The organism is Arthrobacter sp. NPDC093125, assembly GCF_044754225.1.
Lineage (GTDB): Bacteria > Actinomycetota > Actinomycetes > Actinomycetales > Micrococcaceae > Arthrobacter.
In genome coordinates, this window is record NZ_JBIVOQ010000001.1 from 321,334 (window position 1) to 334,212 (window position 12,879).

At 65.0% G+C, this 12,879-nt stretch carries 14 protein-coding genes; 6 read left to right on the forward strand and 8 right to left on the reverse strand.

What is annotated here, in order from left to right:
- Nucleotides 1-215 precede the first annotated feature (215 nt).
- Entirely contained in the window at nt 216-1,553 is a 1,338-nt protein-coding gene (locus ACIP9X_RS01485) for an MFS transporter (protein ID WP_400477941.1), read from the forward strand.
- An 80-nt stretch (nt 1,554-1,633) separates the two neighbouring features.
- Here the strand turns inward: ACIP9X_RS01485 and ACIP9X_RS01490 are convergent, their stop codons facing one another.
- The gene (locus ACIP9X_RS01490; protein WP_400477942.1) at nt 1,634-2,062 is read right to left on the reverse strand and encodes a hypothetical protein; all 429 of its coding nucleotides are present in this window, start codon (nt 2,060-2,062) and stop codon (nt 1,634-1,636) included.
- Between the two features lie 865 nt (nt 2,063-2,927).
- Between ACIP9X_RS01490 and ACIP9X_RS01495 the strand changes: the two genes are divergently transcribed.
- Both ACIP9X_RS01495 and ACIP9X_RS01500 read left to right on the forward strand, forming a co-directional pair.
- Nucleotides 2,928-3,788 (forward strand): serine/threonine-protein kinase, encoded by an 861-nt coding sequence (locus tag ACIP9X_RS01495; protein WP_400477943.1) that lies wholly within the window; start codon nt 2,928-2,930, stop codon nt 3,786-3,788.
- Between the two features lie 382 nt (nt 3,789-4,170).
- Nucleotides 4,171-4,668: a hypothetical protein gene (locus ACIP9X_RS01500; RefSeq protein ID WP_400477944.1), complete on the forward strand. Its 498-nt coding sequence runs from the start codon at nt 4,171-4,173 to the stop codon at nt 4,666-4,668.
- A 122-nt stretch (nt 4,669-4,790) separates the two neighbouring features.
- Here ACIP9X_RS01500 and lepB read toward each other — a convergent pair whose 3' ends face one another.
- The gene (gene lepB, locus ACIP9X_RS01505; protein ID WP_400478520.1) at nt 4,791-5,237 is read right to left on the reverse strand and encodes a signal peptidase I; all 447 of its coding nucleotides are present in this window, start codon (nt 5,235-5,237) and stop codon (nt 4,791-4,793) included.
- Nucleotides 5,238-5,820: 583 nt separating this feature from the next.
- Between lepB and ACIP9X_RS01510 the strand changes: the two genes are divergently transcribed.
- Nucleotides 5,821-7,977 carry an FG-GAP-like repeat-containing protein gene (locus ACIP9X_RS01510; protein WP_400477945.1) on the forward strand — a complete coding sequence of 719 codons (2,157 nt, stop codon included), beginning with the start codon at nt 5,821-5,823 and terminating at the stop codon, nt 7,975-7,977.
- A 98-nt stretch (nt 7,978-8,075) separates the two neighbouring features.
- Here the strand turns inward: ACIP9X_RS01510 and ACIP9X_RS01515 are convergent, their stop codons facing one another.
- The gene (locus ACIP9X_RS01515) at nt 8,076-8,753 is read right to left on the reverse strand and encodes an O-methyltransferase (protein WP_400477946.1); all 678 of its coding nucleotides are present in this window, start codon (nt 8,751-8,753) and stop codon (nt 8,076-8,078) included.
- A 7-nt stretch (nt 8,754-8,760) separates the two neighbouring features.
- A complete protein-coding gene (locus ACIP9X_RS01520) occupies nt 8,761-9,084 on the reverse strand; it encodes an MTH1187 family thiamine-binding protein (protein ID WP_400477947.1) in 324 nt (107 codons plus the stop codon).
- Between the two features lie 209 nt (nt 9,085-9,293).
- Between ACIP9X_RS01520 and ACIP9X_RS01525 the strand changes: the two genes are divergently transcribed.
- Both ACIP9X_RS01525 and ACIP9X_RS01530 read left to right on the forward strand, forming a co-directional pair.
- Nucleotides 9,294-9,947: a TetR/AcrR family transcriptional regulator gene (locus ACIP9X_RS01525; protein ID WP_400477948.1), complete on the forward strand. Its 654-nt coding sequence runs from the start codon at nt 9,294-9,296 to the stop codon at nt 9,945-9,947.
- 122 nt (nt 9,948-10,069) lie between these two features.
- A complete protein-coding gene (locus ACIP9X_RS01530; RefSeq protein WP_400477949.1) occupies nt 10,070-10,294 on the forward strand; it encodes a hypothetical protein in 225 nt (74 codons plus the stop codon).
- A gap of 69 nt (nt 10,295-10,363) precedes the next feature.
- Here ACIP9X_RS01530 and ACIP9X_RS01535 read toward each other — a convergent pair whose 3' ends face one another.
- From ACIP9X_RS01535 to ACIP9X_RS01550, 4 genes are all read right to left on the reverse strand, one after another.
- Nucleotides 10,364-10,711, reverse strand: coding sequence for a hypothetical protein (locus ACIP9X_RS01535; RefSeq protein WP_400477950.1), 348 nt, complete (start codon nt 10,709-10,711; stop codon nt 10,364-10,366).
- A 156-nt stretch (nt 10,712-10,867) separates the two neighbouring features.
- Nucleotides 10,868-11,179 (reverse strand): AzlD domain-containing protein, encoded by a 312-nt coding sequence (locus tag ACIP9X_RS01540; RefSeq protein WP_400477951.1) that lies wholly within the window; start codon nt 11,177-11,179, stop codon nt 10,868-10,870.
- Entirely contained in the window at nt 11,176-11,955 is a 780-nt protein-coding gene (locus tag ACIP9X_RS01545) for an AzlC family ABC transporter permease (RefSeq protein WP_400477952.1), read from the reverse strand. The genes ACIP9X_RS01540 and ACIP9X_RS01545 overlap by 4 nt, the downstream gene beginning before the upstream one ends.
- A 31-nt stretch (nt 11,956-11,986) precedes the next feature.
- Complete coding sequence (locus ACIP9X_RS01550) at nt 11,987-12,871, reverse strand: glycerophosphodiester phosphodiesterase (protein WP_400477953.1); 885 nt, start codon at nt 12,869-12,871, stop codon at nt 11,987-11,989.
- Between the last annotated feature and the right edge of the window lie 8 nt (nt 12,872-12,879).

The window sequence follows — 12,879 nt, forward strand, 5'->3', positions numbered from 1 at the left end:
CCACGCGTACCTACCCAGCCGACACACCCGGCCCCGGCCCTGTTTCGATCATATAGGGATTGCCCCCGCCCCTCTCCCAGGCTTTCCAGCCGCAGCCGTTGTGATAGGCCTCACCGTCCAGTACGCTTATAGAAATCGCATTCCGCACATCTGTTCGGTCTGCGCACAAACTGGAAAAGTCGACCCATCGCCTTCAGCGTGGAAGGACCTACACAATGACGAACATCGCAGCGGGGCCACAGGCCCAGTCACCGGCCGAGGCGGAACGGCAGCTCAAGCGCGCCAAGAAGGCGGCCCTGGCCGCTTTCCTTGGCGGGGCCCTCGAGTACTACGACTTCTTCATCTACGCCACAGCAGCGTCCCTGATCTTCTCCAAGATCTTCTTTCCCGCCGGTGACTCAACTGTCGCCCTGCTCGCTTCCTTCGCGACCTTCGGCGTAGCCTACGTCGCCCGGCCCTTCGGCGCCGTCGTATTCGGCCACCTGGGCGACAAGATCGGCCGCAAGAACACCCTGGTGCTGACCCTGGTCCTCATGGGGGCCGCAACCTTCCTCATCGGTGTCCTGCCGGACTTCAACACCGCCGGCTACTGGGCCCCCGCCCTGCTGGTGCTGCTCCGACTCATGCAGGGCCTCTCCGCCGGCGCCGAGACGGCGGGCGCCTCCGCGCTGTCCACCGAGGAAGCGCCCGAAGGCCGGCGCGGTTTCTTCGCCAGCTTCGCCATGAGCGGCATCTCCGCCGGCATCGTCCTGGCCTCCCTGGCCTTCCTTCCCGTGGCCGCCATGAGCGAAGCCGACCGCCTCGCCTGGGGCTGGCGCATCCCGTTCTGGCTCTCCGTCATCGTGCTCATCGTCGCCTACCTGGTCCGCCGCTCCCTTGACGAGCCGGAAGTCTTCGAGGAAAAGCACGACCACGGCGAACTCGTGAAACTCCCCTTCGCGAAAATGTTCAAGACCCACCCGGCACAGTTCTTCCAGGTAGCCCTTATGTCCTTCGAAACCGTCACCAACACGTTCATGCAGTCCTTCGGCCTCGCGTACGCCGTCACGGTCGGGGTGCCCGCATCCACCATGCTCTGGGTCAGCATCGCCGGCAACGTCCTGGCCATCGCCACCCAGCCGCTCATGGCAAGACTGTCCGACAGCCTTGGACGGCGGCCCGTCTTCATCGCCGGCGTCCTGGGCTCCGGGGTCATGATCTTCGTGTACTTCTCTGTCATCTCCACCGGGAACGTCCCGATGATCTTCCTCACCAGCACCCTCATCACCGCCGGTACTTACGCGATGTCCAACGCAATCTACCCGGCTTGGTTCTCGGAGCTCTTCAACGTCAAGGTCCGCTACTCCGGCATGGCCATTGGCCTGCAGATCGGCATCCTCTGCGCCGGATTCACCCCGCTGCTCGGCACCGCTCTCGTCGGAACCGACAAGGCCAACTGGGGACCCGCCGCCTGGATCGTTGCCGCCTCCTCCGTTCTTGCCGTCGCCGGCGCACTCTGGGCCCGCGAGACCAGCAGGACCCATCTGCGCGACCTGGGCAACCCGGTGAACTGATAAGGCGCAACGACACCGAAAACAAAAGAGGACGACGGCGGGGACTTCCCGCCGTCGTCCTCTTGCCTATCAGGTGCCGGCTACTCGGGCAGTTCCATCTGGAAGCCGCAGTCGCATCTCAGAACCCGGGTAGACAGGTAGACACCCAGGGCGTCCTCGACTTCATCTTCGGTGGACAGCGGCGCAGAGAGCCTGCGAAGTTCCGAGCCGGCTTTCTTCATCGGCTGCCCGCAGTGCATGTAGTGGCTGCCGAATATCAGCAGGTCCCCCGCCTGTTCCGGACGGGCCAGAACCAGCGACAGGTCGGCAACCTGGGCCGGGTGCTCGCTGAACGTCCCGCACCGGCTGCATGTGTAGGAAACCATCACGACGTCGGGCGGCCCGCCCGGGAGATCGGTGACGGATCTGATGGTGAGATGGTGGTCTGTGCCGCAGTTGCCGCACATCACCGGCAGGACAGGGCGTCGACCGGCGCCGTCGTGACGGAAACCGTGGAAACCGAGTGACATGATCAGGCGGCGTGGGGGTAGCTGGTGAGTATGTAGTCTGCTGCCGCACGGCCTTTCATTCTCAGCCTGCCGCTATGGATATTGATACGGCACATCCGCATGCCCTTCCGGAAGGACGTGTCGGGCTTGGGCTTCATCCCCTGGAGCAGGCACCAACTGGTGTACAGGCCGTAGAGGCAGTCAGGCCCCAGCGGACTATCGGTATCAGGAGCAGGCGCGGTGGCGTCGGAAAGGAATTGTCGGAAATGGGAGGGGGCCATGGTGGCTCTTTCCTCGGAGTGCATGATGGCCACCATGAGGCTACAGCGGCGATATCTCGAGGGAGCGCACAAGTCCCTGGAGCGGTCTCCTGCTAACAAGCGTTGACAGAATTCCCTGCTCTGAACCTACCCCGCCCTGCACCTCCCTGTATATAGCTCCGGCGGGTGAGCCTGCCGCCCCAGGCTCCCGGACCGGGCCACCGGCAGATCGCTTGCCGCCCTGGATTCTAAAGTTGAACGACAAAACTACCCTGCAGTAACTTCAATGCGGGCGCGCCGCGTTTCCCCCAGATGACGGAGCGCCCCCGGGAGCCCCGCGTCGCCTTCACATGACGCGGGGCTTTTTGGTGCCTCAGGCCCATTCCCGGGCTGATGCACCGGCATCAATGAACAGCGGGTGGCCGGGCGAAATTAGAACATACAACTGGGTCTTTTTGATCGGTCCGGACCGGCATACCGTGGACGCAAGGCGCTGCCCGTCCGGGCGGCCGGGACCAGGAGGAATCTCCCATGACAGCGCACGTGGCAGACTGCCTCACCTACGCCCACCGCTAACCGCCCTCAAGCCGGAGCGGCTTCCCCGCCCCGGCGGCCACGCACAGCACATGAATCCAGACAGACGACTCGCAGAGACCCTGGCAGGCAGGTACAGACTGCTTGAATTCCTGGGCAGCGGCGGCATGTCCACTGTTTACCGCGCGCGTGACGAAGTGCTGGGCCGGGACGTGGCCGTGAAACTCTTCCGCGGCGATGTACCGGATCCCGCGGACCTGCAGCGGCGGCGGACAGAAATGCGCCTGCTTGCAGGGCTCAGCCACCCCGGCCTCGTCGCGCTTCATGACGCCGGGTTCGACAGCGCCGGCGACCCCGGGACGCTTGAGTACCTGGTCATGGAGTATGTCCCCGGCACCGACCTGCACCGGCGGCTTCTCGCCGAACCCCTGGCAGATAGAGACGCGCGCCGTTTGGGAGCCGAGACTGCCGCGGCGCTGGATTTCATTCATTCCCACGGCGTGGTGCACCGTGACGTGAAGCCGGCCAACATCCTTTTGCCCGAAGGCTGGGCAGAAGGGCGTGCAACCTCGAAGCTGGCGGATTTTGGGATCGCGCGCGCCTCGGACAGCGACCGCCTCACCCTTTCAGACACAACCATCGGCACAGCCGCCTACCTGAGCCCGGAACAGGCAACAGGACATGAAGGACAACCGGCTGCAGACATCTATGCACTCGGGCTGGTCCTCCTCGAATGCCTCACAGGAACCCAGGAATACCCCGGTTCTCCCTTCGCATCAGCAGCCGCCCGCCTCTCCAGAGACCCCGCCATCCCGGAGCACCTCGGCCCCTTCTGGTGCGGCCTGCTCGCCCGGAGACGAGCCGCGAACCGCAGGCACGGCCCGCGGCAGCCGAGGTCGCCGCTGCGCTCACCGGCCAGCCTCCAAACCCCACGCTCCGCCTGCCCTCCGTAGGGGCGTCGGACGCTGCAAGGGCGGCCGGCATCCCGGCAGAACGCCATTCCGGCAGGGGAATCCTGCCGAAACCCCCGCCTGGCCAACAGACAAACTCCACGCTGTCCCGCCTCCCCGCTCCCCCGCCCAGGGCTCCCCGAACAGCCGTCGCTCCTCAACCGGTACCCCGAACGACCGGCATCCAGGAGAAGCGACCAGGAACGAAGGCCCCGCGGCGTCCCTGGATCCCGGCCGCCGTAACGGCCGCCGCGGCCGGCATTGTCCTGGCCGTCCTGCTCTCGACCGGACTCCTGGCTTCAGGCCGCCCGGCGCCCACCCCCTCTCCCGCACTGACCGGCCAGGTCGAGGACCATATGAGGGAACTTGAAGAAAGCGTGCGGCCATGACCCTTGGCCCTACCTTAAAACCGGCTTGCCTGCGGCCCGTCCGCATCCTGATCCTTGCCGCCGCCCTCGTGGTCCCAGGATGCGCGGCCAACGGGGGCCTGGACAGCGGTACAGGCGCCGCGTTGCAAGAGCAGGTTGCAGCCGTCCGCTCAGCCCTGGCCGGCGGCGACCACGCTGCTGCCCTGGCGACGCTGGACACGCTTGCCGCCGACGTCGAACGGGCAGCAGCGGAAGGCAAGATCAGCGCAGAACGGAAGACCCGCATCCTCCAGGCTATTGCCCGCATCCGGGGCGATGCACAGGCCGCCATTCCTCCAGAGCCCGCCGCTCCGGCCCCTGCACCGGCCGAAACACCCGGTCCAGCGCCGGCGCCATCGCAGCAGGACGACAAGATAGACGAGCCGAAAGACCGGGACAAAGAGAAGGAGAAGGACCGGGAAAGCGGCAAGGGCAAAGCCGAAGAAGAGAAGGGCAAGGGCAAAGGCAAAGACTAGGAAGCGGCCCCCGCCTCCTGCTGGTTCTGCCGTCCAAACCTTGGGCCGGGATGAGCGTGACGATGTCCTTTGTGGACGTGGGCCCGGAGGGAGACTCCTCAGGCCGAGTGCGGGAACACACGCTAGCTTCCGGCCGGCCACGCCACAGTGGCATGCACGTTCTCCAAGGGGACGCTGCCGTAGCTGCGGGAATCGATGGAGCCCGAACGGTTATCGCCCAGTACGAAGACGTGGCCGGCTGGCACGGTGACCGGACCAAAATAGGTCCCGTCGATGCGGCTGTGGTCAATGCCGGGCTCCGGCTGCGGTTCTCCGTCCACCACAAGGATGGAGTCTTCGATGGCAACGGTCTGTCCCTCGAAGGCCACAGCGCGCTTCAGCGTGGGGCGGCCGTCTTCAGGGCTGCTGAACACTACCAGTTCCCCCGCTCCGAGGCCGCCCAGCTGCGGGCCGGGCTTGTACAGCAGGACGGTGCTGCCCTGCGGGACAGCAGGTTCCATGCTGTCGGAACTTACCGTCATGGGTTCAAGGACCCACAGGCGGGTGGCGAGCAAACCGCCGGCCAGCACTGCCGCCGTCGTTGTTTTCCTGTTCCAGAAGCCCGGCCGTGAATCTCCCGCAGGGCGTTCAACCGCTGCTGCGCGCGCTTCCCGTCGCGTCAGGAATGCGCCGCCCGCATGAGCTGGTTTGGTTGGCCCTCCTGGCAGGAGGACTTGCCGCCGGAAAACGGACACGACCGGATCTCCTTTCGAAGGGATGCCACGAGCATGTCCGCGTGTTCTTGGGAAATTCTGGAGCGGACAAGCCTTCTGGGGGGACAGACCGGGCATCACCCCCATATGGGCCCCCACAAATCGATGGCTTAACCGGGCGGCAGGCCGTGATTCCGGCACTTTTGTAAACAACAGAAACTCTGGTCACAGGCCTATCACCGGGTTGCAGGGGACTCCTGAGCACGTTTTTGAACCAATAAGCAGCCTCTTCAGCCCACAACCGGTAGTCCGCACCCGGAAAGCAGCGGCAATAAGCCATTTCGTCCGATGTTTATCCAAGGTCGGTTCGACAAATTGGCGGTGGCAGGGAATCCACTTCCCGGCCTGGCCTTGAAGGTACTGGGGGCCACTAATCGAGTGTCCATCTGAGGAGTCACCCATGTTTTCCAAGTCTGTTGACCGGCCCGAGATGCCAGACGGAGCGCGCCGCGCCCGTCGTGCAGCCCGCCAGCCGATGACGACCACATCCCGCCGCCTTGCCGCCGTCGTCTCCGGCGCACTGCTGGCCGCCGCGCTGGCGCCGCTGGCTGCCCTTCCGGGCAGCGCTGCAACCGCCGGCGTTGGGCCAGTGGATGAGGCGAACGGTTTTCCCACCTGGTATTCGGACGGCACGGTCCGCCTGCAGCTTTGCTACGAAGCAGGAAAGGGCTGCCTGTCCGAGCCGCCCAACCCGGAGGCGCCCGCTTCCTACCCCGACAACTTCCCTGATGAAGCGTTCTGGTTCGCGGCGGCGGCCGACGTCGGCACCGGCTCCTACGAAGCCGCTCTCGAAGCAGCGCACGCCAACGAAGCAGTCATTGACGGCGATCAAATGGGCTTCGGCCGGCTGCGGTTCCGGTTTGACGGGCTGCAGGCCGGCGCGTCCTACACCATCACCCACCCGTACGGTATCCACACCTTCGAGGCCGATGGCACCGGCGTGATCAACGTAACCCTGGACGAGGGCTGCGAACCGACCGCGACTGCTGCCTGCGACTGGCAAGCCGTCGGCGCAGCCTTCCTCGGAGACTACACGACCGGCTCCACAGCCACTTTCCTCAAGCAGAACGGCGCGGCTGCCGGCACCCTCGGTGACATTGAAACCGCGCGGACCGTAACGGGAGCCCCGTCGGGCAACAACTTCGTCCAGATCGTCGGCCCGAACGCCGGCGGACCCGGCATCAACACGGCCACGACGAACCTGTTCACGGTCCAGGGCCTGATCGCCGAGGGTACCGAGGCCGGTCCTTCGACACCGGACCTGGCCGCAGCCAGCGACAGCGGCCGCTCCTCGGCAGACAACGTCACCAGAGTGACCACCCCGACACTGACCGGCACGCTGCCGGCAGGCACGACGGGACCGGTGGCGGTGTCTGTCGACGGCGGCCCAGCGCAGGCAGCTACAGTAACCGGTTCCACGTACTCGGTTACGCTGGCCGCGCTCGCTCACGGCCCCCACAGCGCACAGGCCAGTGCCGGCGCCGAGACCTCCGGAACGCTGAACTTCACGGTGGATACCGTGGCCCCGGCGGTCGCCCTGACGACTCCACTCCCGTCCACGCCCAGCCTGGACAACACACCCACGCTGAACTTCAGCAGTGCTGACACCCAGGCACGTTTCGAATGCCAGCTCCTGCCGGCGAACGCAACATGGGATCCCACCTGCGCCTCACCCAAGACCTGGGACGCACAGGCCAATGGCGCGCACATCTTCAACGTCCGCGCCACGGATCCTGCCGGCAACGTCAGCACCACTGCGACCCGGACCCTGCACATCGGTCAAAGCGTGACAGCGGCAAAGGCCAAGCTGCAGGACTTCAACTCCGACCGCAAGGCCGACGTCGTCTCCCGCGACACCAGCGGACAGCTCTGGCTCTACCGCGGCAACGGCACCGGTGGCTTCCTCGGAAAGTCCCTCGTCGGCAGCGGCTGGAACTCCATGACGTCCATCGTGAGCCCGGGCGACTTCAGCGGTGACGGCAGGGCCGACATCGTAGCCCGCGACTCCAGCGGACGGCTCTGGCTCTACAGCGGCAACGGAGCAGGAGGATTCGGAACAAAGACCCAGATCGGCAACGGCTGGAACACCTTGAATGCCATCTTCGGCCCCGGCGACTTCAACAACGACGGCCGGATCGACCTGGCAGCCCGCAACGCCGCAGGGAACCTGTTCCTCTACTTCGGCAACGGACGGGGCGGCTTCCTTGGCAACGCCCTGATCGGCAATGGCTGGGGCGGTATGAACACCATCGTCGCCCCAGGCGACTTCAACGGTGACGCCAAAGCCGACCTCGTGGCCCGCGACGCGGCCGGAAACCTCTTCCTCTACCGCGGCGACGGAGGTGGCTCATTCCTCGGAAAGGTCCAGATCGGCAACGGATGGAGCTCCATGAACAGCATCATGGCCCCCGGTGACTTCAACGGCGACCGCAAGGCCGACCTGATGGCCCGGGATACCAGCGGACGGCTCTTCATCTACCGCGGCAGCGGAACCGGAAGCTTCCTCGGCAAGCTCCAGATCGGCACCGGCTGGAACACCATGAACTCCATCAGCTAGCGCACACCACAAGGCTTACAGCCTGATCAGCAAAGCACCGCCCGCGTACATCCAGTACGCGGGCGGTGCTTCTTGGTCTGACCGGGCTGCGAACGAGGCTAGCGGACCACAGCCAGCGCGAAGCCGTCCCACCCCTTTGACCCCACCGTCTGGATAACGGTGGCGTCCAGCCGGCTGTCCTCCCCCATCATCTTCAGGGCACTGATAATCCCCGGCGCGTTGACCTCGTCAAGGGCAGGGTCCAGCACCGCCCCCTCCCACACCACGTTGTCCATCACGATGGTGGTACCCGGCCGGCCCAGGCGAATGGCCCACTCCAGGTATTGCGGATCGTTCTCCTTGTCCGCATCAATGAAGACAAAGTCGAAGGGATCTTGGTCCTCATTTTCCATTGCGGGCAGCGTGTCGAGTGCTGCGCCCACCCGGATGTCCACTTTGTGGCCGACTCCGGCGGCGTCCACATTCTTCCGCGCAACCTCGGCATGCTTGGTGAGGTATTCGCACGTTACGAGGCGGCCGTCGTCGGGAAGCCCCTGGGCCATCCAAATGGTGCTGAATCCGGCCAGTGTACCGATCTCCAGCACGCGTTTGGCGCGGGATGTCATGACCAGCAGCTTCAGCAGCTTTCCCGCGTTGGGAGTCACCTCGATGGCCGGCATTCCGGCGTCGGCGGCGGACTGCACGGCCCGCCGCAGGGCGGGCTCCTGATGCACGACGGCGTCGTCCAGATACTGTTCTACGGCCACCCACTCTGGCCGGGACTTGTGCTCGATCATGGCCTGCTCATGCCTCCTCGTCCAGCCTGACTCCCGCTCCTTCGAGCGCCCGCTCCAGGCGCTCGACCTTCCCCGTCAGCTCACGCTCATGGCCGGGCCGGATGTCTGCCTTCAGCACGAGGGACACGCGGGGCCCGTACTCGCTCACGGCCTCTGTTGCCCGTTTGACGACCTCCATCACCTCGTCCCAGTCGCCTTCCACCTCGGTAAACATGGAGCTGGTCCGGTTCGGCAGACCGGACTCCCTCACGACCTTGACGGCGGCCGCCACGGCGTCGTGGACCGAGTCGCCGACCGTACCGGAGGGAGCTACTGAAAACGCTACGATCACTGGAAACTCCTATTACTCTTTGGGCATTTATTCATGCTCACGGGCGTGGCCCGCATCGACAGAACTGCCCGGGGGCCGCCTGAAGATGCAAGCACTGTGGGTTCAGTCTGGCACGACAGGAAAAGGCAGCCGAACGTGTGCTGCGTCATATTCTTGAGCTACCAATCGGTAACGAAGAAGGCAGAACAGTGCGTTGCTAACCTGTAGGCATGAACCTCGCAGTAGAGCGCAAGCCCCTTCGTGCCGACGCTGCGCGCAACGTGGACAAGATCATCAATGCCGCCCGCGAGTGCTTCAGGGAATATGGCCCGGATGTTCCCCTGCAGACCATTGCCGCCACTGCAGGAGTGGGCCCCGCAACGCTTTTCCGCAACTTCTCGGACAAGGAGCAGCTGGTTCTGGCTGCGCTGAACCGCCAGCTCCGACTGACCGTCGACCCGGTCATCGACATCGCCCTGGCCAGCCAGGACGCCGCCGACGGCCTTTTCCGCGTGATCGATTCCGTGATGGCGGCGGCGAGCGATAATGCCAACCTCCTTGGCGCCGTGGCCGGACGCCGTGATCTCCTGACCGGGATCACCGGCAGCCTGATCGAATCCGTAGGCATCCTCCTTGGCCGGGGCCAAGGGCAGGGCACGCTGCGCACAGATATCTCACTGACGGATATGGTGCGGCTGCTTGCCATGCTGATTGGGGTGGTGGACACGATGGAGCCGGGCTCCGATGCCTGGCGCCGGCCGGCTGCTCTCGTTGAGGACGCCATCCGTTCCGAGCGGCCGGAGCGGTCGCTGCCGCCGCAGGTGCCGATGCCAGGAATGCAGTTCGACCAGCAAAGTTCGTGCCAGCGCGGGATATTCCGCTGAACTGAACTCCACAGTAAGCTGGGCAGACCAGTGGTTAGGCAGCCAGCCTCGGGTAAATTTCCATTGCACGGAGCGAACCATGGCACTTTCACGTGTGAATAAGTCCGGCCGGTTGGGTTAGCATGAACCGCTCCCAGCTCGCACACTTCATGAAAAGTTCCGGTGATCCGGAAGAGACCCTCACTGCGGCCACAACGGATGAGCTGGGAATTATCGTGGACGCGCTCTACCGAAACCTGGATACTCCCAAGCCTGTGTTCGGAGCCCAGGACTGGTATGACCTCGCCACCGAGGAACTGGCCAGGCGCACGGCACCGTCCTCGCCGGACGCCTATGGGGCGGCCTGACCGCCGGATGCGTTGAACGCCGGATGCCGCTGATACACCGCGCGGCTGCGGCCCTGCCGCTCTCGGTCTCTATTCCTCGGTCTCCGTTTTTTCAGAATGCTCCTTCGCCTTGCCAGAGCGTCCCTTTGCCTTGCCGGACTCTTCCTCCGCGTGTGCCGAATGCTTCGAGTCGTGGGCATGCTCTGCTTCCTGGGCGTGCTCCTTCGCTTCCATGAGGTGCTGCTGCAGCTTCTCCTCGGCTTCCCGGCGGCGGCGGGATGTGTCGCGAAGCTCCCTCGTGGCTTGCGATCCGCCGCCCTCAATGTAGGGAGTTCCTGTTCTCTCTTGGGTCTCCCCTGTCGCGGCATCGCGTGAAGCTGTATCCCTTGAAGACTTTTTGGGCGGTCCTGATTCCTCCGCGGCTGGTTTGTCATTCACTTCGAGTGCACCCTCTCTGTTTTCCGACAACACCGCGTTCAACAAGACCGCACCTTGATCTCTACAAGCTCGATCAGCGGCAGCAAGTCCGATCGGCGGTGGCGAGCCATCTCACGTTCTACTCATTCACACCCTGCGCCGCACGTCAATGCGGGGTCAGTTCCAGCCCGCCAGCCGGAGCAGGGCCGCGGTTCCAGCGCCCGCCAGGACAACCACCAGGAAGGGAGCACGGAACAGCAGGGCGACGGCGGCCGCCGCGAGCGCTCCGAGTCGGGCATCCAGAAGGAGCGCCTGGCCCGACGCTGCGGCGTTGACAACTGTCAGGGAGGCAAGCAGTCCGATGGTCATTGTTCCGGCTATGCGTGATGTCCTTGGGTTTTTCAGCAGCGTGGCCGGTACGAGGTAGCCCACGAGCTTCCACGCGTAGGCAAGCAGGCAGGACAGCAGCAACCACATCCAGAGACTCATACGGCATCACCTGCTGAACTTCCGCCGCCCGGATGGGAGCCGTGCTGCCTGCGCTCATCGTACGGATCGATGTCAGGCTCCAGCCCTTCATCCCTGGGCCCGTGGCTGAACCAGCCGATGAGAGCCGCAACAGCCGCAGCGACGAGGATCGGCACACCCGCCGGAACGAACGGTACCGCCAGTACGGTGGCAAGGGCGCACACAATGGCAATGGCCACCGGCTCTTTGCCCTTGAGCCTTGGCCACAGCAGGGCCAGGAACGCTGCCACGGCCGCGCCGTCGAGGCCCCACTGCTTAGGATCGCCCAGGGCGCTTCCCGCCAGCGCTCCCACCGCCGTAAAAACGTTCCACAGGATAAAGATGCCGAGCCCCGCGGTCCAGAATCCGCGCTGCTGTTCCGCAGGGTCCGACTGCCCCGTGCTCGTCGCGGTGGATTCGTCAATGGTCAACTGTGCGGCGGCGTACTTCCGCCAGCCTTTCGGATGCAGCAGCACATTCAGCTGCATGCCGTAGATTCCGTTGCGCATCCCCAGCAGAGTCGCGGCCCCCATCGCGGCAAGTCCCGATCCTCCTCCTGCGATCACGCCGATGAAGGCGAACTGCGAGCCGCCGCTGAAAAGCAGCAGGCTCAGTGCCATGGTCTGCCAAAAGTCCAGGCCGGATGTCACGGCGAGGGCGCCAAAGGAAACGCCGTACAGTCCGGTGGCCACGCTGATGGACAGGCCCACCCGCACCGCCGGGAACTGCAGGAGGTGGGAAGGAAACGTGAGGGGCATGGCACCACTCAACCACAGCTGTTCGCGGAGGCTATACAGGCTGCAGCTGGGCCAACACCTGCGCCGGCCGGTTGGTGGTGATTTCCTGGATTCCCAGCCCCAGGCACAACGCCACGTCCTCCGCCGTGTCCACCGTCCACACCCTGAACCTGCGGCCGGAACCCAGCCAGCGGCTGACTGTGCCGGCGTGTTCTCTCAGATAGGTGATGCCGGGCCCCGCCATGCCCACTTCGCAGGCGTTGAGGATCCGCTCGCCCTCAAGCTGGGCAGCCTTCATGACGTTGGCCACCGCCCCGCCGGTCAGCGGACCAAGGCCGAGTTCCCGGCGGATTCCCACCACATTGATGTCGTCCACAAGCTGACAGATGAACTCACCGGGGACGAATTTACGCAGGTGCCGCACGGCGTCGGGGCTGAAGCTCATGAAAGTGACACTGATGTTGTCCAGCCGGGACGTCCGCGGGTTCCATCCCTCCGCCCGGAGGACATCCAGCACCCGGTCTTCGAGTTTGAGCTGGTAGGGGCTGGGGTGTTTCAGTTCGATGGCCAAGCCGATGTCCCGTCCTGCGCCGCGGAGCAGATTCAGCAGATCGGGCAGGGTCAGAAACTGGTCGGAGCGCGGCCCGTAGGCTTCCGGAATCCGGACGCCCTTCCATGACGAGAAATCGAGCTGGCGCAACTCCTTGAGGGTCCGCTCGGCCACGGGACCTGTACCGTCGGAGGTGCGGTCGAGGTTGGCGTCGTGCAGCAGCACTACATGCTGGTCCCGGCTCAGCTGCACATCGCACTCCACACCGTCAGCCCCGTCGGCTAGCGCCCGAAGATAGGCCGCCCTGGTGTGCTCCGCGAAATCCGCGCTGGCGCCCCGGTGGGCATACACCAAGGGGCGGGCTGCAGCGGACTCGTCGGAGGTCATGCTGACAC